Annotated in this window: 20 protein-coding genes; 1 reads left to right on the forward strand and 19 read right to left on the reverse strand. The window is 37.1% G+C overall.

Annotated elements, in window-relative coordinates; translation table 11 throughout:
• Positions 1 to 259: 259 nt before the first annotated feature.
• From DQG23_RS21360 to DQG23_RS41860, 14 genes are all read right to left on the reverse strand, one after another.
• Positions 260 to 883, reverse strand: coding sequence for a stalk domain-containing protein (locus DQG23_RS21360; protein ID WP_113032916.1), 624 nt, complete (start codon positions 881 to 883; stop codon positions 260 to 262).
• 208 nt (positions 884 to 1,091) lie between these two features.
• Positions 1,092 to 1,469 (reverse strand): hypothetical protein, encoded by a 378-nt coding sequence (locus DQG23_RS21365; RefSeq protein WP_113032917.1) that lies wholly within the window; start codon positions 1,467 to 1,469, stop codon positions 1,092 to 1,094.
• Positions 1,470 to 1,628: 159 nt separating this feature from the next.
• The gene (locus DQG23_RS21370) at positions 1,629 to 2,195 is read right to left on the reverse strand and encodes a hypothetical protein (RefSeq protein WP_146762348.1); all 567 of its coding nucleotides are present in this window, start codon (positions 2,193 to 2,195) and stop codon (positions 1,629 to 1,631) included.
• A gap of 223 nt (positions 2,196 to 2,418) precedes the next feature.
• On the reverse strand, positions 2,419 to 2,871 hold the full coding sequence (locus DQG23_RS21375; protein ID WP_113032919.1) for a hypothetical protein: 453 nt from the start codon (positions 2,869 to 2,871) through the stop codon (positions 2,419 to 2,421).
• A gap of 248 nt (positions 2,872 to 3,119) precedes the next feature.
• Positions 3,120 to 3,617, reverse strand: a complete 498-nt coding sequence (locus DQG23_RS21380; protein WP_113032920.1) for an NUDIX hydrolase — start codon at positions 3,615 to 3,617, stop codon at positions 3,120 to 3,122.
• A gap of 158 nt (positions 3,618 to 3,775) precedes the next feature.
• Entirely contained in the window at positions 3,776 to 4,282 is a 507-nt protein-coding gene (locus tag DQG23_RS21385; protein ID WP_113032921.1) for a P-loop NTPase family protein, read from the reverse strand.
• A 653-nt stretch (positions 4,283 to 4,935) separates the two neighbouring features.
• Entirely contained in the window at positions 4,936 to 5,421 is a 486-nt protein-coding gene (locus DQG23_RS42605) for a hypothetical protein (RefSeq protein ID WP_192894616.1), read from the reverse strand.
• A 166-nt stretch (positions 5,422 to 5,587) separates the two neighbouring features.
• Positions 5,588 to 5,794 (reverse strand): hypothetical protein, encoded by a 207-nt coding sequence (locus tag DQG23_RS21395; protein ID WP_113032922.1) that lies wholly within the window; start codon positions 5,792 to 5,794, stop codon positions 5,588 to 5,590.
• A complete protein-coding gene (locus tag DQG23_RS21400) occupies positions 5,784 to 7,829 on the reverse strand; it encodes a TniQ family protein (RefSeq protein WP_113032923.1) in 2,046 nt (681 codons plus the stop codon). The genes DQG23_RS21395 and DQG23_RS21400 overlap by 11 nt, the downstream gene beginning before the upstream one ends.
• Positions 7,830 to 7,843: 14 nt before the next feature.
• A complete protein-coding gene (locus DQG23_RS21405) occupies positions 7,844 to 9,619 on the reverse strand; it encodes a TniQ family protein (protein ID WP_113032924.1) in 1,776 nt (591 codons plus the stop codon).
• Positions 9,620 to 9,698: 79 nt separating this feature from the next.
• Positions 9,699 to 10,631 (reverse strand): TniB family NTP-binding protein, encoded by a 933-nt coding sequence (locus DQG23_RS21410; RefSeq protein ID WP_113032925.1) that lies wholly within the window; start codon positions 10,629 to 10,631, stop codon positions 9,699 to 9,701.
• A 5-nt stretch (positions 10,632 to 10,636) separates the two neighbouring features.
• Positions 10,637 to 12,718 carry a Mu transposase C-terminal domain-containing protein gene (locus tag DQG23_RS21415; protein ID WP_158560619.1) on the reverse strand — a complete coding sequence of 694 codons (2,082 nt, stop codon included), beginning with the start codon at positions 12,716 to 12,718 and terminating at the stop codon, positions 10,637 to 10,639.
• Positions 12,690 to 13,484 (reverse strand): hypothetical protein, encoded by a 795-nt coding sequence (locus DQG23_RS41855; protein ID WP_146762350.1) that lies wholly within the window; start codon positions 13,482 to 13,484, stop codon positions 12,690 to 12,692. The genes DQG23_RS21415 and DQG23_RS41855 overlap by 29 nt, the downstream gene beginning before the upstream one ends.
• Positions 13,485 to 13,594: 110 nt before the next feature.
• Positions 13,595 to 13,795 carry a hypothetical protein gene (locus tag DQG23_RS41860; RefSeq protein WP_146762351.1) on the reverse strand — a complete coding sequence of 67 codons (201 nt, stop codon included), beginning with the start codon at positions 13,793 to 13,795 and terminating at the stop codon, positions 13,595 to 13,597.
• Between the two features lie 549 nt (positions 13,796 to 14,344).
• Between DQG23_RS41860 and DQG23_RS21420 the strand changes: the two genes are divergently transcribed.
• Complete coding sequence (locus DQG23_RS21420) at positions 14,345 to 14,863, forward strand: helix-turn-helix domain-containing protein (protein ID WP_113032927.1); 519 nt, start codon at positions 14,345 to 14,347, stop codon at positions 14,861 to 14,863.
• A 7-nt stretch (positions 14,864 to 14,870) separates the two neighbouring features.
• Here the strand turns inward: DQG23_RS21420 and DQG23_RS21425 are convergent, their stop codons facing one another.
• The 5 genes from DQG23_RS21425 to avs1a form a co-directional block, all read right to left on the reverse strand.
• Positions 14,871 to 15,248, reverse strand: a complete 378-nt coding sequence (locus tag DQG23_RS21425) for a hypothetical protein (RefSeq protein WP_113032928.1) — start codon at positions 15,246 to 15,248, stop codon at positions 14,871 to 14,873.
• The gene (locus tag DQG23_RS21430) at positions 15,236 to 15,604 is read right to left on the reverse strand and encodes a hypothetical protein (protein WP_113032929.1); all 369 of its coding nucleotides are present in this window, start codon (positions 15,602 to 15,604) and stop codon (positions 15,236 to 15,238) included. Before DQG23_RS21430 ends, DQG23_RS21425 begins: the two co-directional genes overlap by 13 nt.
• A gap of 152 nt (positions 15,605 to 15,756) precedes the next feature.
• Positions 15,757 to 15,978, reverse strand: a complete 222-nt coding sequence (gene avs1c, locus DQG23_RS43595) for an AVAST type 1 anti-phage system protein Avs1c (protein ID WP_337589407.1) — start codon at positions 15,976 to 15,978, stop codon at positions 15,757 to 15,759.
• Positions 15,979 to 16,004: 26 nt separating this feature from the next.
• On the reverse strand, positions 16,005 to 21,923 hold the full coding sequence (locus DQG23_RS21440) for a S1 family peptidase (RefSeq protein WP_158560620.1): 5,919 nt from the start codon (positions 21,921 to 21,923) through the stop codon (positions 16,005 to 16,007).
• A 13-nt stretch (positions 21,924 to 21,936) separates the two neighbouring features.
• Entirely contained in the window at positions 21,937 to 23,154 is a 1,218-nt protein-coding gene (gene avs1a / locus DQG23_RS21445) for an AVAST type 1 anti-phage system MBL fold metallo-hydrolase Avs1a (protein WP_158560621.1), read from the reverse strand.
• Positions 23,155 to 23,347 lie beyond the last annotated feature (193 nt).

A 23,347-nucleotide genomic window follows, 5' to 3' on the forward strand; every position in this document is an offset into this window, starting at 1 on the left:
TATCAGCTTTTTCTACAGTTTCTCCCCCATAAGAATCAGATGTAATCTTAAAAAAAATACCCATAATAATAACCTCGCCTAATATAAATTAAATGTCCATGAGTAAATATTTCTTCTTCGTGTAGAAAATATAGTCATTCTAATACTTATTATTCGGAGCCAAACGGTATAGCAATTCAGAAATCCACGTAGGATCAACAGATCCAGTCTAAAACTTTATTTTCTTCGGACAGGTGAACTGATTAGGATTCTTTCCGATTTATTCGTATAAAGCTCCAGCGGTCGAACCATCTTGATTTAGATAATACGTGTAAATATGCTTATCTTTATCTGTGTACCACAATTCGATTTTTTCAACTTTACCTTCATTAGACCAATGAACCAAAAGCTGAGCTTTAATATATCCTTGTTCAAGACCCTTAACGTCAATTTTGTTTAAATCTTCGTATTTATATCCTTGAACCGGCGATATATCATATCTCCAAACCGCTTGTTGAGAATCATCATTAGTTCGTTCTACACTTGGTTCGCCCAAAAGACTTTTTACATATTTTCCGTCCACCCCGTTAGTTATGTGGTATTGGACCAGCCAAACCCTTTTTGCCACTTCGTCGACGTCTGTGGGCTCATTCATAATCGAAATCACACCGTCTTTATCTATATACCTTATTCCAAGCCCCAAGCTTTCTGCTACAAAACGTACAGGTACATAAGCATGACCGTTATAGTTCAATACCGTATATTCACTGCCGATTTCTTTGTTTTGTCCATTCACTTCGAATTTCGCAGGAAACAAGTATGCTTGAATAGTGTCTGCCGCATATACAGCAGTCGTAGCTGTTAAACCAACTCCGCAAATTAGACCTAAAACAAACTTTTTCAAAATTCATCCTCCCTTTGTTTATAACTATAATTTATAGACGGAGTAAACAAGTGGTAAGTTCCACCATTAATTCAATTTTTCTACTAAATCCACTTGCACTCAGGTATTCCACATAACTGCCCGTTAGTTGAGAAACGGCAGCCGATCATTCTGGCCGGCTGCCGTCATGTATTTATTGAGATCTCGTACCCGTTAGCGTAAGCAAAGATTACTTCTGCTCTGTAGTATACTTCTCAATATCCTTTGAAACTGAATAGTATTGACCATTATTTCCGTAATACAAATAGCCGTCCCCAATATAGAAAAACTCTGCTTTTGGAAAGTGTAGCAATACTGTTTCTTTTGCGACTTCAGGTTTTATACCCTTTGCTTTTTCTGGAGGATCGATTGCTTTGCTTTTGTTCAATAGATCTACCAATCGGGATATTTCACCTACATCGGTTATTTTCTTCTCAAACTGTTCACTCTTCACTAAAACTTCATTCGTACTCTTTAAATTTTCTCCAAAAGGACTTTTACCACTGCACCCAACAATTGTTAATATAACGGTCATTATTACCAACGCGACATACGTTCCTTGCTTCATCAGCTTCCCTCCCCATAGTTACAAATACTTCCATATAATTGGACGCACATAATAACCAGTATGTTGCGGTAACCTGCCCGTTAGCGGAACAAGCTGCCAATTGTGCCGGCAGCCTGTGTCATGGTGCTATCGTACCCGTTAGCACAATTAGTTGCTTATCTATCTCACTGATTCGGCTATTTTAACCAGAACCTTATCTGGGACACTGTTTTCAATCCGATTATCGACTGATAAGATGTATTGCCATCCGTTTTTTTCAAAAACCAATATATTGAACCAGGAACTATCTGTGGTGCTGTGCTTAGTATTAAAATATATCGCTTCAGATCCATCCTTGAGTTTATACGTTTTGATAATCCTTTTTGGTTTTGAAAAGTTTATTTTTTGCTGAACAGGTCTCACATTGAGCATATAATGGTTAATACTTTGTTTCTCATGAAGATATTCCATTTCAAAGCCATCATTTAAATTATTTGGATCATTATTAAACCTGCCAAAGTGATGTGTGAATTCCACTGGTGGCAATTTGAACGGTAGCTCAAGAACTCGCCCGAAATGCTTTTCGCATTCTTTTAGGGCTTCTTCAACCGATTTGTAACCAATTTGAAAATAAGCCTCCTCAAACGCAGGACTTTCATCACGTGGCAGATTATTATCACCTAGAGCATATACTTTGTTTGCACTTAAAATGTATATTAGAAAGCAAATTACATGCAATATCTTCATGAGAAGACCACCATCCCATTTCAATTTTATGGGTAGTATCCCCCAGGAATGTGTTTCCATTACTTATCATTTCTGCCCGTTAGCCATCCATGCTGCACAAAGCGCAGCACCACAGAGAGTGAAAGTTAATCCGTTCTTTCATAGTAGTTGAGAAAATGGCAGCCATTTCACCGGCTGCCATCTCTTCGTGTTTAGGTACGATAACTCAATCTTTCATAGTAGCTTAATCCGTAAAACCCTCAACGAATCGACTTTTGTCTTTACGAATTTGGTCGACGAATTCGGAGAATTCTGGAAAGTAAACTTTTCCCCCATCAACTAAAAGATACTCTCCATTTTTGACAAATCCGACTTTTCCGTTAGAAACGAGGGTAATTACAAAGCGAGTAGGCCCCCCTTTTGGAGCTGGTCCATTGTATGGTTTTATATCTTTTTTGTTTATTTTGCTTAACAAGGTGACAAGAGTTTTTATTTCATCCTTAGATAAAAGTACCCCGTAACAGCAAAGCCATTTTAATCGAGCGCTTTGGATTTCCTCTACTGAGAAATTAAACAGCTGTGTTTTGGGTCGAATGATGGAAAATGTAGTCTCGTTTCGATATGCAAACACCGAACTATCAAACAATCCAACCATTCCTGAAAGAGCAAGGAAAGTTATTACTGCAAATCTGAACATAACAATACTCCAACCTTTTTTGGAATATTATTCACCAAGATTCATTAAACTATCCTGCCCGTATAGCCATCCATGCTGCACAAAGCGCAGCACCACAGAGAGTGAAAGTTAATCCGTTCTTTCATAGTAGTTGAGAAACGGCAGCCGATCGTTCTGTGTCGGCTGCCGTCATNCGGCAGCCGATCGTTCTGTGTCGGCTGCCGTCATGTATTTATTGTGTTATCGTACCCGGTTAGCGGAAAGAGTTGCTACTTTAACACCACCCAAGTATCTAATCTCTGGAATTCCAAGGATAATTTCTTTGTATTTAGCCATTGAATTGCTTGGAGAACGAGGGGAGAAGAATTATCAGCCGTTATTTCTTTAATCGGTACCCATAATGCACCAAGCGAATCTTGTCCTTCGAATTTTTCAGGAGTCTGTGTAAATGTACCACCAATATTTTGAACTAAATAAAATGCGGCAACATGATGAATATGAGAAGTACCCCTTTTGGTTAATTCATAAGGAACCAAATACTCACAAACGCCAAGATTTTCTTTAATCTGTACTTTGATTCCAGTTTCCTCAAGGAATTCTCTTTGCACAGCCGCCGCTAAACATTCATTAGCTTCAACCGTACCTCCAGGTAGGTCATATCGTCCGAAGTATGGACCGCCTCCCTTTTGGATAACTAATAGCTTTTCGTCATTAAAACAAATCCCATATGCACCTAGATGTCGATGCCATTGTTCATTTTTACTCAATAACACTCACCCCACAGAATCTATTTCATCGCATTAAATTTCTTCAAATGTTTTCCATTATCCTGCCCGTTAGGTTAGAAAAGACTGCCGATCTGCTGGCAGTCTTTGAGGGTGATATTAAACAAACGTGTCCCGTTAGCGTAACAAGAAAAACCAAGTCACATCAATTGAAGTTCAAGAAGATCCAAATTATCGCGAACGAGGATCATTTTGTCCTTATAGCCCGAATTGCCGATCAAGTTAGGCAGCTTCGTCAGATTGTAGTCTTTATTCCATGCCAACAAGCTGTGGATGCCTTCGAGCGTCTCGCGCTTCCTGCTTGGGACGATGCCCGCAATGCGCTCTTCATAACGCTTCCTGATTCGTTCCTCCTGAACGGACAACGGCGTCATCAGTACGACGATCTTATCTGCAGCGGCAAAACTCGGCCCTACCCACGACCCGTATACGCCTTCTGCGATCCACGAATCGAGACCGATGATTTCTCTGAGCCGGCGGTCACGCTCATCCTCCGGTGCCTTTACGCCATATTCGTTGGATTGATGATCCCAGAAAATATCGTCTAGATCATAATGCGGAATCCGAAACTTATCGCTCAATAACGCCGCTATATAGGATTTGCCGCTTCCTGAGCCGCCGATGATATGGATTCGGATTTCAAACACCTCTTTCTTCCAGATTCTATTCGTGGAACTACCTATGTTGAGAATATTTCGTCGTATTGTTTAAACTATCCAGATACCTACCTGACCCAAGACAAGAACATGACAACATAAATGAAAAGAGCCGCGATATACGCGACACTTGATGTTATAATTTTCTTGTCCGCCGACAACGGATGACAAGAACTTAACAACGTTGCCGTCTCAAGCAACTTCTCTAGTATGCAGTATTCCCGGATCGTTTCAAGCTCTCCTTTGCTTGGTAATGTCGGTCTATATTCGCTCACTCACGATCACCTAAATGGTGATTATATAGTGAACGCATGTTCCAAATCAAGTCTTGACATCACGCCACAAAATGCACGAACTCCGAAGCCCTCATCATGCCTGATTTATTACACAGTTACGCATCCGGATTCAGGGGGGGATCATCGGCTGTACATTTTTCTTTACCTGTCACGATATCGTGAGCCTTGAAGACGCATCTTAATTGCTTTCTTCGTTTCAAAGCCGTATGTCGGAAACTTTTGTGATTATTTCCATAACGAAGAGCACCGCCTATAGTTTCATTGGTTTAATCACTAGGGTATAAGAGGTGCACTTCATGCTCACTGTATTTTAATATAAACAATGACCTAGGGAAAATTGCAGAAGAATTAGGGTCTGTGCAACGTTGTATCTATCTCGATATTAATAAGGGGGTTAGAACGATCTGAATTGCATAATATACTTATTAATGAAACGGCATTTTTTAATCCTGACAACTTTCCACGAAGAAATTCATCATTAGTACTATTCTCAAGTATGCCTTCAATTTCAGAAATCTTTTGCTTTAAAGTATACACAAGCTGGTTATAAGTTACCTGAGTTGACTCATTAACTAATGTTTGTTTGTGAAATGTTGAACATTCTTTGGGAATTACAAAAGCTTTGAATTTTAATCCTAATCCATCTGTAGGCTGATCTTTAATTGCTTTAAATAAACTTGTGTTGTTAAAACCTATGGGTATAGCATCATCCCCGGAATATATCGCCGTAACATCATCAAGATAACGACCAATCACCGCTCCACACTGACATCTTTTTATTTGAATGTCGAGAGAAAAAACTGATAGACACTCTGTGCAAACTAGTAATTTCAAAGAAGCATCATCTCCACTCTTGAATATTTATCTCCAACCTCACTTACGCTAGTTCCATACTGAAACTTATCTTCTTTATACCAACCGTTATATGTCCAGTGAACATTGGTAGCTTTAATCGGAATAGCATGAAAAACATATATTAAGCCTCTATTTTAAATGAAGACTAATCAATCTCAATGCTTACTGGGTGGACTACATTTTTAGATTTAAGCAGCATTCGATAAATAAGAAGCGCCCTCTTTAATCCACTAACTCTACCCTTTAATGAAGCATTATCAGGATCATCAATAAGTTCCTTCTCATAATCAGATATCTCTTTTTCTAGCCACAAAATATAATCGTTTGAAACTGAAAAATCATCATCCTGCATCACTGTTCTCGCCCTCACCTAAACTTTCGATAAGACTATGATAATACATTCCAAGTTCTATTTGACCCCACACGTTTATTCCAGAATATTTAGCAATGTTGGTCTTTGATAGATTGATATCATTTTCAACCAACTGTTTTATCGTTTCCTTTATTTTTCTCTTTGCTTCGTGTAATTGTATTTCAACTTGTTGTCGCTTTGAAACTTCGACCTGCTGATGAATCCACCTTGCCAAATCTGGACAGTTCTCTTTGAGCCACTTTCTCCGTCTACCAATAAGTGTATATACACTTTTACAATTGAAAGGCTGTTCTTCGTTTAACATTTTCTCAGTATATTCTCTAGCCTTAGACCAATATAATTGAATCTCTTCTGACTTGAGTTGCTCTTTCTGTTTTTCGCGTGCCGCGGCAACCTCATCAAATAAATTATAGTAGCCCAAAACACCACGTGATACTCCATAGCTCTCATTAAAATCTTTTGACGAGAATGTCCTCTTTTTTTGCATACATATTTCTTGATACTCAACAAGCTTTTGATCTAAATCTTTATGGACTCTTGGCTCCTTCTCTTTCTTTCTTTCATTATGAATTAAATACATTTGTACTTCCGATGAATAATAGTATATGTAGAATTCTAATGTGCTCCAGCCAAACAGCTTATTAGCAATGGGGAGCATTTTATATCTAAATCCTCCAACATGCTTTCTTAATATTTTAAATTTATTTACAAGTCCTTCTTCGATTTGTAATTTCAGGTTCGATAAAAACTTATAATCTTTTTGAATTAGATTTTGATTATACATATAACCGATAATATTATTAATCTTATTAATCGAAATATCAGCTAACATCTGACCCATCTTTTTTCTTGATATTCCAGCTTCCAATAGAGGCAAAATAATATTTGAAACTAAATTAATTGTATTTCCTATCTCCCCCCACTCTCCAGTTTTTCGATCATACCCATATGAAACAAAACATGAAGTACAGATTGATGATGTATGGTGGGTTACATTAGCTTTCTTGTAATGAGTATACTCGAACATGTTGGTAGTCGTGCCTTTATATTGGCACCATGGCGTAAAACAAGGTCCACGTTCTGTTTTTTGTTGATCTCCAAGCATGGATTGAATAAACTCTTGACTTACATCAACTTTTTGAAATTCTTCAATGGAGTAATTACTTTTTAGAAAAAAGTGAATCAAAATGCCAATTATTGAATGGTATTTAGAATCTTCTCCCCTAATTAGCCGTCTAAGGAATTTAATCTCACGCTTAGTTAAATACTTAATCCTACTCATTCTATATTTACTTTCTTGTGATTGTGAAAGATACAACATCTTCAAAGCTAGTGTTTGTTGCAAGTTAAAATCGTCAATTCGGGACGATATTGCCCCCTTGCTTCGTAAAAGTCGCTCCCAAACCTCATATATTTTTAACTGTATAGAAAATTCTTGCTGCACTTCTTTTACTACGCAATCTTCATGACCGAAACTAAGCGTATATGTACAGAAAACACAAGAAGGTATCATCATTTGTTCCCTTGTAAAGGGTTGGATTTTACCACAATTTCTGCAGACAGATTCAATGGGTATGTTATGTATTTTGCATATTTCGATGTCTTTAATCTGCCAAATCAACTTATATCCTCTATTTCCCAACAAACATTTCCTGCAAAATTTTCTTTTTTTAGTTTCAATTAGCAAACTCAACCGGAAGGATATGTCGTCTATTTCATCCAAAGGGTTATCATAAATCTTTGCAACTGCAGGATAGTAGGTATGAGAGAGAAGTTCATCATAACTCATACACAATAGGCTTTCTAATAACGAAACATCAACTTGTCTGTACGGTATTAAATCCAGGTGATAATATCTTTTAGAATATATTTTGAGATAATCTTGTGTATTTATTGTATGAATGATTCCTAAAAAAGACGTTCCATTCGCCTCTGCTAACCGAAATAAATAACTGGTTAGCGCCTCTCCCTCCTCAATTTTTGGCCTGACAGCATATCTTTTTTCATCGTACATATGCCTTCCTCCAATTATGATGCAAATGCAAATACTTCTTTATTATGTTCTAATTTCATTTGTTCGATTTTTTCAAGTAACCAGGGTGCGTAACGTTTAAGATAAAGATAATCAACACTAGTAGCTGCATAAAGTTTCTGCGTATACATTCTTTCGTCAGAATGAGCAGCAAAGTAAGCCACTATTTCCTGTTCCATTAATCTAATCCTATTTTGGCGCCTTGCTTTAACTTGCCTTTTTCTATAAGTCCCCACCAATACAGAGCATTGCTTGTTCCTAATTGTAGTAGCAGAGGTCCTCGCGGCTAATGCAACATTAGGAAGGTTAATAGTAATGTCTTCTTTCAATAACTTCTTACAAGTGCTTTCAATCCGTTTTTTGTAGAATGGATCACTAGTTATAATTATTTGCTTACTTAATGATTCAACTGAGGCCCTTATGACCCAAGGATGGTATCGATGCAACAAAAACTGTTCGTAATTTTGCCACTCTCTCCAGTAGCGTACCTCTTCTAAGCTTAGTCCTTCAGAGAAAGCACGTATAAATCGTTCCAGTAACCCCCCGTCAATTTTCCCCTTAAAACTTTCATTTTCTATCACATTTTGGTTATGAAAATATGCCAGCACACGACGGATACGGTCTCGCTTAAGTTTAAATATTTTTTCCTTCTCAAGCCACGTTAGTTCCGCTATATCTCTGTTTTTCAGTATTTTATAGGCATTGATAAAATATCCTCTCTCAACAAGCTTTTTTTCTTCATTAAGAGCATACTCACATCCGCAGGAATTACAAACCATGTAATACGATAGATGCTCTCCATTTTTCATTGTATTCAGAACGCCCGTATGTACTAATTCGCCAACTTTCCTGTACTTTTCACACCACGGTGCTTCACACGCTGTGCTTGTCGCAAACTGTCCAATACTTTTCTCATGAAGAGAATCGATAAACTCCTGCGGCACCATTACTGCCAAAAAGTCTTTTACATGTGTTTTCATATTAAAGAGTGTATCTAATAGATTGGAGATATGCACAGCTCTTCTCTTTTTCAAACTCCCACGCGCACACTGGAGCAAGTGCTCCAAACGCCCTTGATAACGTTTATTCATTATGGTTTTCCGGTTGTACCGACTTTGCCGATCATTTAAGATATATAGAAGCCTAGTAGCTGTCTCAGTGGATGTGAGACTTATTCCTGTATAGCTTATAAGAAAATTCCAATTATCTGTAAGCCATACCTGATGTTCCATTACTTCTTCCGTTACGTCTTCCCTGTTCATATTAACGTCCGATAATTTTTTGTAACAATGAGGACACCTGTCGATTTCTCGAATATCCTCATAGGTAATTAACTCCATACAATGTCCACAGCGATTGTTTAATTTATGTCCATGAATAGTACAAGTATCAATAGTTTCAATCTTCCACACCAATGGATAATATTTCGCTGATTTTATGCATTCTGGACAGTATAATAACTTATCTCTAATTGTTCTACTTAATATTCGACAGCTCTCACCTTTTGCTGATTCATTAAAAGTGTGAATAACATTAGTAAAACTACTTCTACCGATATCGTCGTAAATTAATCCGGTGATTTCCATAATTTTAGATGCATTCAACAAACTCATAGGATAAAAATCTATCCTTTTTAAATCACCAGAATGCAACCGAAACTTCTCATTCAGCTTCATTGTTTCTAGTAAAACTAGAACATTAGTTCCAAAAGACTGTGAGTAATTAATGAAATAACTGAATAACGATTCATTACGTTCAATCCGTCTTTTCATAAAATTATAGCCCGCCTTCCAGTGAATTTATTATTCATTATTCACTGAAAAACGACCTATTAAACTTAATTAATATCTTTTAAAATCCCCTTTGGAGCATTGTTTCCATTTCTTCATCGGTAAGATCACCGTTAATATTTTTATAGGCCTGGAGTAAGTACTCAAAACTTTGATCGGTAAACTTCAATTTAGAAATATCCTCAAATCCTTTTTTAAATACTCCCAGAAGCGAGTAATACTCTTGTATGACTGGAGTTAGTATTCCGAGCAACCCCTTACTCATTCCATGCAGTAACTCGGGAATCCCGGTCTCTTTGTCTCCGAAGCCGATTTTATATGGAGGAGATAGTTGTTCCTCTATATCATGTAACAAATTGCACCATTCCTCATTACATTCCTTAAATTGATGCATATATAATTTTGGATATCTTCGAAAGTTTTGAAAATTAATTTTAATAAGTGGCTCTACCTCGGGTGTTCCCATTAAAACCAGTGTTATATTAGCCTTATTTGCTATCTTTTTGATGGCATTCATTGCAGCCTTTTGTGGAACATTTGATGTTAATATGTAATCAAGTTCATCTAATATTAGCACTTCAACTTTTTGTTTCTTTAGCAAATGAAATGCTTGTCGTTGTGCATCCCCTATAGTGATTTTCTTCGGTATTTCAGGAAAACCAAGAGCATAAGTTATATTTTGGTACAGTTCCCTTACCGTAAAAGGGTCGGGTAATTCTAAATAAACCACAGGCTTAATATCCACTTCCTCTCGGCCATCCTCACTTAATTCAGTGTGTCCCGGATTTTTTTCAGTATACCGCAGCCCCATCTGGCTCTTTCCCACACCAGAAGGCCCGATTACCGAAATATGCCTATTCCCCGACTTAGAAGCCCCAGACTTGTATTTATTCTGAGTTCGAATGGAGTCAAGAACTGACCATATCTGCGTTATTTTCGGATGCGTAATGTTTAGATTCGCTACTCGATATGCAAAATCCAGCTGGTTTGTCAATTAGATTAGCTCCTTTGTGAATATTTTAGTTTCGCATCTTGCAATAAGCTTTCGATTGATTTTTTCGAGGAACTCTGTTGAGTCTGTGAACCGCCAGCAACTGCAGAAAAATCAAAGCCTATCTTTTCACTCATTTTTCTAGATGTTTTCTTCTGGGTATATGTTTTTTCAACCATTTCACGTAATTCCCTACGACCTTGCTCCACCAATGCATCCGTCATTTTATTTTTTCTGGATAATAAACCTTTTGCCCTTAAATCATCCTTCACCTTGTGCCACTCGTAACGATTTAATCCTTCAAGCACATCAGAAGATGGGTATACGGCCGGTACTGTCACATATTCCCCTGTACCAGGAAGCTGAAAATAAATACAGGTAAGATCATCGTCATCATATTTAATGTTGTATTTAATTTCTCGCTTACCTATCAAGTGAGAAAGATTATCGGCTTTGTATTCAATATGATCCATTGTAATTCCAAATCTGGTGTATGGATGCCTTGAGGTAGGAAGCAAAGAAAGAGATATAATCTCCTCATTCTCTGGAGGGAAGAAATCGGGGTTACCATGTTCCTCGCATCCTGTTTGATAACGTAAAATAGGAACGTTGCATTCAAGTGGTAGACCCTTATGTTCCTTAAAATGATAAACATCGACTATCCATTTGATAATAAATTGTTCGATTTGTTTTAACGTTAAACATGCTTCGCTCGAGGGATCTCTATCACCCTTATCCATAATATTGGATCCTGTATAACCCGGTAGTTCGCTTAGTACACTATTTATAGAACCCATAAGCCTTTCGATAACCCCACCATAATGAGGGGTCTTTCTAGGACGATATCTGACTTCGGATTCCAAAGTTTCATCAATCATCTTCTTAACATGATCACTTGTAAAATCGGATCCGTTGTCTAGATATATAACTGATGGAACTCCAAAAATTGGCCACTCATTAGTTGTGCTGTAGCGTTCTTTTGATCTTTTACAGAACAGTCCCTGTATTATTGCCTTTCTTACCTTTGCCGAGGACGGATCATCAAATGAGAGATGCATACACCATATTGTTCGACTATATACATCAATTCCCAAAGTTATAAAAGGTCTACCTATCGGTTGACCTGATACCTCGGATACAGCGATTATATCTAGCTTAGTATGATCAATTTGTACAATGTGGAGTGGGTATAAAGCAGCTTTCTCTGAATATCCCCGTTCAGTTGGCGTATACGCCTCAATACCTTTTCTTCCGTGTCTAAATATTGAAACCGTTCTTTCACTAAGCTGCTTGATTAGCGATCGAACAGTTATGTACGGCATCTTCTTAAGTCCTGCCTTACCGCAATCGGTTTCCAATATTTCATTTATTTTGCTGACCTTTAACTTCCGAGTGGTTAGATACTTGTTCTCGATAATAGTTTTAATTATTGGATGATATTCCACGGGATATTTAGTATATATAATGTCAACAACTTCATCCGGATTCCTAGGACTGCATATTTCAATTGCGTATGTGTCTGCTCTCTGTATGTACTCTTTATCATTAGACCTTATAAAACATTCACTACCACTTCCAGTCCTAGTTACCCTCGTTTTCTGATAGTTTCTATATTTGTTTAGATAGCGCATAAATGTGGAACGGCTAACCGATCTATTACTCTTCTTCAATTTCTTAAGAATTCTCTTTATCAGTTCTTCCTGGGACATGCTTTTTATATTTTCATTTTTGTTTAGATATACTGTGTTGAACCTTTCGTTAAATTCAATTAATGCTTTTACATCACCATTTTTTATTTTTTCAAGAAGTAATACAGGAAGTATAAGATTATATTTCCAAGATACTTCATCCCGTTTTTCCTTATCGAGTTTATCAAGGGGGATTTCAAATTTACCCTCTTTTTCTTTTCTTCCTAGCCTATAACCTCCACGGAAACCTGGATCCGAAATTATCTGTTCCAAATTGTATTCATGAGTTTCTAGGTTACCATCTGACCTTTGCAAAACTACAGTATTACCTTTTAGCCCAACAATCATATGGTTTCGCCCTAAAAACTGAATTTCACTGTTTAAGCGCAGATTGATTTTCATACTCTGCCTTCCCTCCACCAAACAAAAATCGAGCAATTGGGTGACCATTTGTATCAGAAGAAATTCGAATTGAACTGTGACTTGCGACTTCTTCAAAAATATTCACTTCAATTTTACCTACAGCTATAAGGTGAAATATGAGAGGTATTATATCGTTGGGGTGGTACATAGGATAAAAGCTTCTTGCTAATTCACCTACAGTAATTGGTTGACCAAATCGTAGTTTAAACAAAGTATCATTAATTAGTTCTTCTTTGTAATATCTGCGCTCACGCAAATATCCATGAAGATAATTAATATTCCTCAAAACCATATCAGGCAAGTTCTTAGGATAAATCAAATCATAATTCCAGCCCTGATTTGAAGCGAATAGTTCGCAGCGTTTGTTGCACTGATTAAAACTGCCCCCTACATCTTCGGGGGATTCTTTGATCTGATATAATAAAGGTTTACTACCATTTCGAAAGACCAATACATCCGGCACGTGCTTCCATGACTTGTTATTTTCAACCCTTGATAACACGGGTATGGAGACTTCAATCGGTTGAACGTAATATCGAATAGTCGATACATCCAATTCTAAGTAATAATAAAAAAAACATTCGTTTAATGAGTGGTATTCAACTCTCCGATTCATTTTACGACTACGAAAGCCACCGATAATGTGAGGCCTTTGCCAACTTATTTTATTATCTACTCTACGCTTAGGCTGGAATAGCTTGTCCTCCTCAATCCAGAATTTGTTTGACCATTGATACTGATCCATTTCATTGTCCTCCTATGTATGAATTAACTTTTTTGATATTCAGGAATTTCATTTATTAATAAAGTCTTCAAAGCATTGGTAAGCTGCATTATATCCTTCTTGCATATTTTCTAATTTTTTCCACCAACTACTATCGATGTACCAAACAAATTCATAAAAATACGATAATGATTACGGTCAACACAATACTCTTGCATTTCCATCGAACTGTAACCATCATCTATATAAACCGGACCACCACAAAATGGAACAAATGGCATCCTTGAGAAGGAAGCTTCAATAATTCGATTATTTCCACTTTGATTTCCCATCTTTAATTCCCCCTATAGGAGAGACCATGATTTTTGTTTTGCATTGTAGTAATCAATAAATAGTTCCCATTGATGTTTAAAGTCATCCAACTCCATTTCTTTAAAGGCTGAGAATTTTTATTAAAAGAGAGAGCGAGATGTTCGACTAAACTAGAGAACCGACTAACCGTTGGAAGAATCAATATGGCGTTAATTTCAATGGCTAGATATATTCTAGGCCTTCCAATAACTAACCTAGAATTACTACAAAAAAGAAACATATCAATGAAACAATCGATTAATAAGTAATTGTTATTAGTAATGTTTTTAGTAATTCGAATCACAGCACCCCATCATATAATAACAAAATTCGTTATTATAATTAATTCATTAACGCATTTTTTTACCATATTATTAACTTCATCATTGCTTGTCAACATAAAAATCAACAAATCCGTTACTTTATGTTATACTAACTTAAGTTAACTTAACTTAAGTTAATACTTTAGTATTCAGTTTTATGAACACTACTTAAAGCACGATGCGAGTTTAATTTCGGAGGAATTATTCATGACCACAATGGGCGAACGTATTCGCAGGTTACGTATTGGTGTGAATTGGAAGCAAAAGGACCTTGCAGAGTCTATCGGTGTATCATCCCAAGTTATCTCGAATTGGGAACGTGGATATAGTTCTCCCGACAATGAACATGTTGCAAGGTTGGCAAAAGTTTTTAAAACATCAACCGATTACCTTCATGGAAGAGTCGAAGATATTTTCAGCGATCAATTAGATATGGCTACGCGGCTTGGTGTCCTTGGTGAAAATAAGAAAGATCAGACAAATAGCTTCTTCCCACAAGTGCCAGATGAGAATGTCTCTTTTGACATTATAAAATTATTAAATTCAGCTTATGGAGTTACGTTGCAAAATAAGGAATTAACCCGCGACGAAAGGGAATTGCTCGTAAATTTAATTACATCTACAGTTTCAAAGATTAGAGAGATCAATCAAAAGATATTGCACAAAGTTGAGGACGAACTTGACGTTAAATTCTTTATGGCAAGTAATGGGGAAATTTTTAAGTGAATATTTATTATTGCTGTGCTCTCTGGAAACTTAAAAGCTCCCCTTCAACTTGTTCAATTCTACTTTCAAGTTGCTTCGTATAGACTAACATCGCTTCAATTGTTCTCGGGGTAATAAATCCGGGGACACCTTCCTTTTCGAGTTTTATTCTTTTTTCGAATTCCTTGCTTTTCCGCGGCTCGATCGGTCCCCACCGGTCTTTTTTGTATTTCTTGAGTTTTTCTAAACAGGATGTCCAAGCCTCTAATGATTTTTGGATCATCATCAATTGGTAGTAATGTGCCGTGTTATTGGTAAACGGGTAATCATAATACTTCTTTTGTCTCTCCAGATTCAGTTTATACATTGTAATGATTTGCTCAATTTCCTCGATTAACTCTCCCATAAAATGCCCTTTCTTCTATAAACACTCCGTCTTTTCTTGTTAATCAGCTTTTGTTTCTTTAAAGATTTTAGCTTTTGAAGAGACTCATAATAACGTTGCAGTTGATAATGTGACCAAGTGTTATGAGGCATGACCAGGTTACAAAATTCAAATCCTCTCTCACTATCCCAAATGTATATGCCCTCTGATTGTCCGGGTTCATAATAAATCGTTATTTTCCAACTCTTTTTATGCGTTGCCTTCTCGAACCATTGTTCGCGTATTGCTCGCGTGCAGGAATAATGAAGCCCTCTAAAAAAAATCCCCTTAGCTGTAACTCTTGCTTGGCTAGCTGCCAATATTCTTTCTTTAATCATTTCTTTCAACTCCTTCTATGATTCTACCATTAGTAATATCCCTTTTTAGATACTTATAATCAATTAAATCTAAATAAAAATAAAAAAATCTGTGAGCAGTAAGATCTCACAGAGTAAAGAAAAATATTTGATTGAGCATCCGTAATAAAGAATTAGAAATCAGATCTAAAGTTTGCCATCATATTTACATGAAGCCGGGCAGCTTCATCGACACTTAAAAAGTCGATACGATTATTAGGTAACATCCTTACTTTTCGAAGTCCATCGATCGATCTTTTAACTTTAGACGAAAAATGTACTTTGTTATTGTGAAGCTGTTCAGCAGCTATGAAAAAATTCCTCTCGAATTCTCGTCTATTTCTGGGTGTTTCCATTGGCTCGAAGTTCACTTGACTCCCTCCTAGTTAACAGAATAAACTGACCTATAATCACGATCAATAATAAATTGTGTTGTAAAGTCATATTTTACGAGCCACACCAATCTCCAAGGCGTCAAATCAAGTCGCTTGATTTTCTCTTTTGATACTAGCAAACGGCATCCTTCCCGTAGAGGAATGCCAATCCGATTTACATCCCAGTCTCTACCATCCAACCAACTTTCCCTAATTATTTCTTGTTGTTGAATTTCACCTAAGAGCCCTTCAAAATAGGGGTGCAGAAACGCCGGGGTCATAATGCCGCCAGTTACTTTGGCCTCAAGTTCGACTTTATATACCGTAGGCCGGTATACCAGACGTTCTGTCGAAGAGATTTCTCGTAAATTAGGCTGTTCATTAGGGAAAAAGCTCTGGTATACATCATTAAGATTAAAAGCATTTCGTAAAGCGTTTGGTCCTACCAAAAAACCAATAATCTCCACCACTTTTAATTGACCTTCTCTAGGAAAAAATACAGTCTCTAAATAGTGAAGATAATCATATGCACCATCTTGCGTACAAAGCTCAGCATCCCCATTACCCAGGAGTAACTCTTCGATCAACATAATTAGACTAGATTTGCTCTTTAATCGTATTTTTTCATTAGGAAAGTATGGATTGTATATACGCAAATGATCAGCCACCTGAGTTAGCTCTTCGTTGTTCACTCTTTTTGAAAGAAGTTGGTTAATTCCTTTTCGAACAACATTTTCGAGTTGTTCAAACTTTTGATTGGATCTATAGCTTCTTGCTACATAACTATCAGCTCTAATGAACTCTTCTACACTAAGAGGAAGGCACAAGTGAGATATGGTGCTCACTAAATCATGATAATCAGTTGACACCAGTACTCCTAATCGTTCCAAAGGCTCGAGAAGTTCAGTAAAATGCCTTAACCAGCTTGGGATATCTAATCCTTGATAGGAAGTCGACATTCGATTTGTGAGGCTAGTTTGAAAAGTTTCAGATAATGTCGTGTGAAAATCATTCGTATCGTCATATTTCTTATCAGCAAGTTCAACTATTTCTAAGAACGTATGTCTTACCATGAAATGATCCATTCTGATGATACGTTTTCGATTTTCTTCGACCCGGATATGTTCCCAAACCAAGCTCGGGTCTTCAAGCGCTAAGCTATGCAAAATGCCAGCACAGATTTCAGGCCAGATACTGTTTTCTTCAGATAAACTTTTATTGACGAGCATAGGAACAAAGAAGTTTGCATCAACTCTAGCTAGCCCTTTCATTATTTCGGGTGCTCGATGTTTATAAATGTTTTTTGGATGAGTAAATAGCCAAATAAATAGATCTGTCAACAGCATGTTGTTGGATAAATCATGAGTTTCTTGTTCAAACCATTTATATTTCTCGATGAAAATATCCGGAGTTCTTAGCATGAAACGAAAATGCTCTAGTACAGAATAAAATACCTTACTAGCTTCGGAAATATCCAACTTTTTCCCCATGGTGGTAATAATTTTATTTACAATTAACCAGTCACTAGAATATACTTCATTCAAAATCAAGCTGCGAAGGGAATATACAAATTCCTCGGTATTGCATAAGCCAGATAGTATTTCAAAAGCTTCGACTATTTCTGTTCCTGAGTTACTTGTCCATATATTCCATGCTCCCGCTTGAACACCCACCAAACCAGTGATTAAATGATGTTTTGCTAAATGGGTATTTTCTATATCAAGTTGATCTTTAGCTATCAACATTTGCTGATCCAATTGTTTCAAGGCACTTTTTTTACCGAAAGTACCTGGTAACATAATACGTTCATTATCTTCCTCATCAGAAGCATCATCTTTATCTTGTTTGACATTAAAATTCACATCTTGCATTGACGTTTGCTGCAAATCAGATTCAATGATATCTTTACTCTCAAAACTTAGGCCTGCTTTTTGCAATAATAAAGTTAATTGATAATAATTCGTATCAGTTAACCACTGCTTCAAATGAGATAGTAATTCCAAGCGATTATCTGGTGACATATCAGATATTATAATTCTGAGCAATCGATGATAAAGCACTGACAGTTCATCTGAACCACTGACCTCCCTTTCATTTAACAAGTTTGCCATAATTCTTGTAAAACGATCGAAGTATCGATCATCTCCAACTAGGAACAATTCACAAAACGCCCACTTCAAAAGCCCATTTACATTGGAAGCATTTTCGAGTATCTCCAGAATACAACTTTGTTCTTCAAGACCTCCAGCTCCGAAAACATATCCTTTTCCTACCTCCGGAGCATCTACTTGGTCAGCTTCTACAAGTTGAAGAACTTTTTCTAGGGGAGGAAGTACTGTATTTTTAAAGTATTCAATTGCTTGTGCAACCCTACCCATAGAACATAAGCTTCCGACAAAAGCCTCCTTTACTTGCTGAACATAACGTTGAAACGTCATCTCACCTGATGCAAAATCATAATGTCCCGCAATTTCTTTTAAATGTGCGGACAGTTCACCTGAACTTTGTAAGTAAGTGATCGACGTCTCAAGAAGCGTAAGTTGGTCTTCTTTGTACCAGGAAGGTCCCATAGAAGTATCCAACATTTTTTGAAACGTGATTTTATACCGCTGCTCACTTCCAAGTTTTGCATAGAGTTCAGTAATGTGAAGTAGGTCTTTTGAACGCTCCAAACGATTTTGCACACCACAAGTAATATGCTCTTCCAAGACTTTCAATAGAGCAAAAGTACTTTTTACATGCCTTTTTGTCTTCAACATTTCCGTAACGATTGAAAATATTGCCTCACGGAACCCTTCAGTATATAACCCAAGTTGATCCTCGAAGTGTAATTCAATAATCCTAACGAATTCTGGGAGCCGATCGGTAAAATATTTTACGTATAAGGAAGCAACTTCTCCAAGTACAAAGGGATAATAAGATTCTGGTAAAGAATAGCTTCTATCCCAACCTACTCGCTGTTTTAGTGACACAAATAGCTGGGGTAACAATTGTTGTTCTATCGCTACTGAGACTTTTTTGAGTGGATCCTCTTGCTTAGCAGACAATGATCTCCAGGCTTTTCCTAAAGCGTAGCCCAGGAAAGAGAGTATTTCCTCAAAATATAACTCCCAATTTGAGGTACCAAAGTTACTAATCGAGGTGTAGTTATCCTCATCATCCAGAAACCCTTTATACCTCCATGCATCTAAATAACTCGTAATAGCCTCATAATCAAAATCAACACCATTAGGTTTTCGTAACGAAAACCTAATTTCAGTTTCACCCGGTAATTCCTTGATTAATTGCTCAATAAGATCCTTATTGATACTTACATCCGTTATTGCAATAAGTATTAACGACCTGTCATCTTCATCAATACCATATCGTTGAATTACATATTCGATATCGTGTAAAAACTCGTTATATAAAGAACAATCTATCGTGAAGTTGCCCCAAGATTGAAAACGTTCCAGTTGAACAAGGATCTTACATAATAATGTAGAAATACCATGCCCAACCCCCCCTCCTTGTTCCTCAATATTCTTAATAGGAATGTATTGCCCTCTACTCCAAAGCAAATATGCCGCATTAAAAGCAACGATATCTTCAATAAGTCTAGAGTCGCCATCATCTGACTCATTCTGTTTTAAAAGTTTAATTAGTTGTTTTAAATGATTTGAGAATTCATACCTGGGATCATCTGAAGTCATGCCAGATTTAATACTCCATGCCGCATAGTAAAATTTTATGGTTCCAAACTTTACAGTTCCACGGTCCATCTCACTTATTAATTGCAAACGAATTACTTTAAATAGTTGCTCAGCTTCATCTACTGCTCCTGCTTCATATAAACAATGCAAAAAATAAAGAGCGTCCGCCGCTGCAACAATCAAAACTGATTCGCGGATAATATACCGAATCGCTTCCTTTGTCCTCCCCATAGCGATTAAGGTGCTTGCCAACTCTGAGGCATATTCAGCCAAAATATTATTGTATCTAAAGCTGATACGTTGAGATAGAAGAAGAAGACTAACAACACTGCTGAAAGCTCCGAAAGTAAACGCGGCGCTCAGAACATGCTTTAAATCCTCTAAAATAATATCAGGTTCAACATGTTCTCTGGCACATCTATCTGCCCATTCTTGGTTACAGTAAAGGAGACTTTCTTTTCTCATTTCCTCATCAGCATTCAACATGTGAAAGAGTATGTTTTTGATTGCATACGAGTGCTCAAGATTTTCAATACAGAATTGCGATACGACCTTATGAACCCGTTCATTAATTTCATTTGTTTTTTCGTTAATGAATATTGCAAAAGAAGAATGATACATCGAGATTGTTTCATCGTTAACCAAAAGATGTTGTAACCTTGGAAAAACGGTAAGGAAAACGTACCTCGCTTCAGCAGGCAACATCCTCTCCAAGGATGTTCTATCAATTTCGTTACGCAACCTTGCAACTGTAGCCAAGATCCAGATTTCATTTTGATTTTTTCGAACGGTTTGCCAGATTGACTCGTAGTAATTACGTATCTCTCCACCAAATACAGGTACTTCTTGAATCCAACTTTCTATTTTCTCTACATCACCCAACTGTTTCGCATACTCAACCAAATATCGCAAATAAAGTGGATGACCTTCAGATTTCTCTGACATTGAATCTACTAATGCTAGTGGTAGTTGTAAGCCACCTGTTGTTTTAGTCAAAACATAATGTCTACACTGCTCTACTTCTAGAGGCACCACTTTGATTAGCCTGTCTGAAGATAATTGTGCTTGCAGACGAGGAGGAAGTACTTCTTCAGTCTGACATGAGATGATTATCACAATATTTTCAGGCAGTATTTCTGGTATAAAACTAAAAAACTCTGTAGTCTTTCCTAAATGGTGAACATCATCAACTCCATCGATGAAGAAAACACCAATCTGATTTTTGTCTACATAATGTGCGGATAATTTACGTAATCCATCACTGAGGTGCTGGACCCACTCATGCAAAAGTCGATCTTTTTTTTCAGGTACTGCATTGTAAAGTACCCGATGTATGTTCGCATCTAACCATTCGGCAAAAGTAAACTCAGAAGCTCGGAATGAAACTGGTATATTCCCCAAGTCATTTCTAACAAAGTACTTTCCACAAATATCTATTCCCTTAGATTCTGGAGTATAAGTTGCGCTAAGTATTGTTTTCCCTGATCCTGGGCTACCCTTTAGAAGTAAGAAACCTTGTTGCTTCTGAATAATATGCTTCTCTAAATCTTCAATCACGGGACGATTGTGGAGAGCCTGTTTTGCGATTTCGTTCAATCCTTCAGGAAGCTCATTAGAATCACGTAATGTTTCATACGGTATACTATTTTCTTCCAAGAAACCTCTAATTTTCTCGATACTAATCGCACCTAGAGTCCCATCGAGTTGTCGAAGAATAATCCCCTGTACGGCCCTATTGATAATGACTGGAGCACCAGACAATGCCTCAGTACCCTCATCATCATAGAAACCAATTTTATCAGTTGGAAATAAATCCATATCCCATGTTAAAGCTTCATTTCTAATACGAGCCCGTTTCACATAACCAGTAAAACGATCCCCTGCAGTTAATTTAGACTTAGGATACCCAAAAGTTTCCCAAGGATTATTGTAGCGAATTGGTGTACAAACAAGATTCAAGCCTTCTATCCCTTCAAGAGGTTCAGACAATTCAAGCAGTGCAATGTCCAGGGATTCGTCCATATCCACAATTTTAGCTTTCACTGACATTTCTCTATCAAACAAATATGGAATTTCTAATGTGACCATTTTATTATGAGAATGGCCATGCCCTGCAACAACATGTTCTGCCGTAAGAAGCCAGCGGTCACTGATTAGAAACGCAGTACCGCGTTCTTCACATTCATCACATACAACACGTACTATTTTTTTTTCAATCTCAGGAAAATGTTCCAAAGTACTATCCCCCTCAAATACTAATTTGTCCTTCTGATAAAATCTGAACTTCGTAATTATATTTTTTTTTACGCTGTTTATCGTCCATGTAGTTTGATGCAGGGGTCTTATAGTTAAAGATCAGATTTCGCTTTTCCGTGCTTTCTCTGCACACAATTCGTGCAAGTGTAACCAGTTCAGGATGGTGGAACCTCATTCCGTTTGTTGAAATTAAAAAATTAGCAGAGTCAATCAGCTTAAGTAAACTTGGGCTTGTGTTACCACTCGACCCATGATGAGATACTTTCACTGCGTCAAACCAGATCGGCCCTTCACCATAAAGAAACCTAAGTTCCTGCTCAATAATACAAGGATGAGAATCACCCAGAAACAAAATCTTTTTGCCCATAAATTGCAAAATAAACGCAATAGAACTTCCGTTTGCAGCACTTGTATCCTCAGTAAAAGGGTTACTCGACAGTGCCTCTAAATTTACTTGGGAAGAAGAAACTTTCTTTTCGCGATTGACTATAGCACGTGTTTTTTCTCTTGACACAAGAAATTCGAATGCATCATCAAAAATGTCACCATCAGTGATCTCCTTCTTGTATCCCATTTTGTATAGCGTTCTCTTCCAGCATTCTCCTAATTGCTTAAGCTTGTTAACTGTTGGGGAAAGCATTATAATCTTCACACCGTTGCCAAGATCAATTTCACGCCGATTCTCGACACAAACTGCTTGTCCAGCAAAATCTACATTCCATGAATAACCTCCCTGAAAGACTAAACTCGCAAGTGAAGAGCCTTGTTTAGCACTAATCGGTTTATCCTTATTTTCTACGTTATTAAGTTCATTAGGATAGCCTTGTGTATTAATCTCCTCCAGGATCTTTTTCTCTATAATCGTTAGTTCTGGAGGAGAAGAATTCTTTTCCCATTGAAGATGTCTAAAGCTATTATGCCAAACCTTATCTATAGGGATTATTTTTGGAATACTAGAATGTCCATTTTCCTCTAAGAGTTTCAATGCCCCAGATAGGTGGTCAGCATCGATATGAGTAATCACAAGCAAAGCTAAACGATTGCCACTATCATTAAGTTGCTGCAATCGATCCCGGAGATAATTCTCATAAGTTGATATGAAGCCTGAATCAACCAGAAGATTTGTTCTTTCCAAATCTCCATCGCCACATGAAATGAGAAAACTGTCTCCATAAGAAGCTGGAAACATTTCGATATTAATGCTCCCCATTTTTATCATCCTCCTACCAAGAGTGCAAGGATCAATTAAAAGACACCCCTGCTATCTAGTAAATAGTTTTTAATAACTGCTTGTTACAGTTGCTAAAAAGAGCAATTCCGCCTTACACATGGAATTGCCCTTCTTAATTTATTAGACCAACACAACTAGCAATATGATATCCATCCATTTCTATGTAAGATTA

The organism is Paenibacillus contaminans, from assembly GCF_003285015.1.
Taxonomy (GTDB): Bacteria; Bacillota; Bacilli; order Paenibacillales; family NBRC-103111; genus Paenibacillus_V; species Paenibacillus_V contaminans.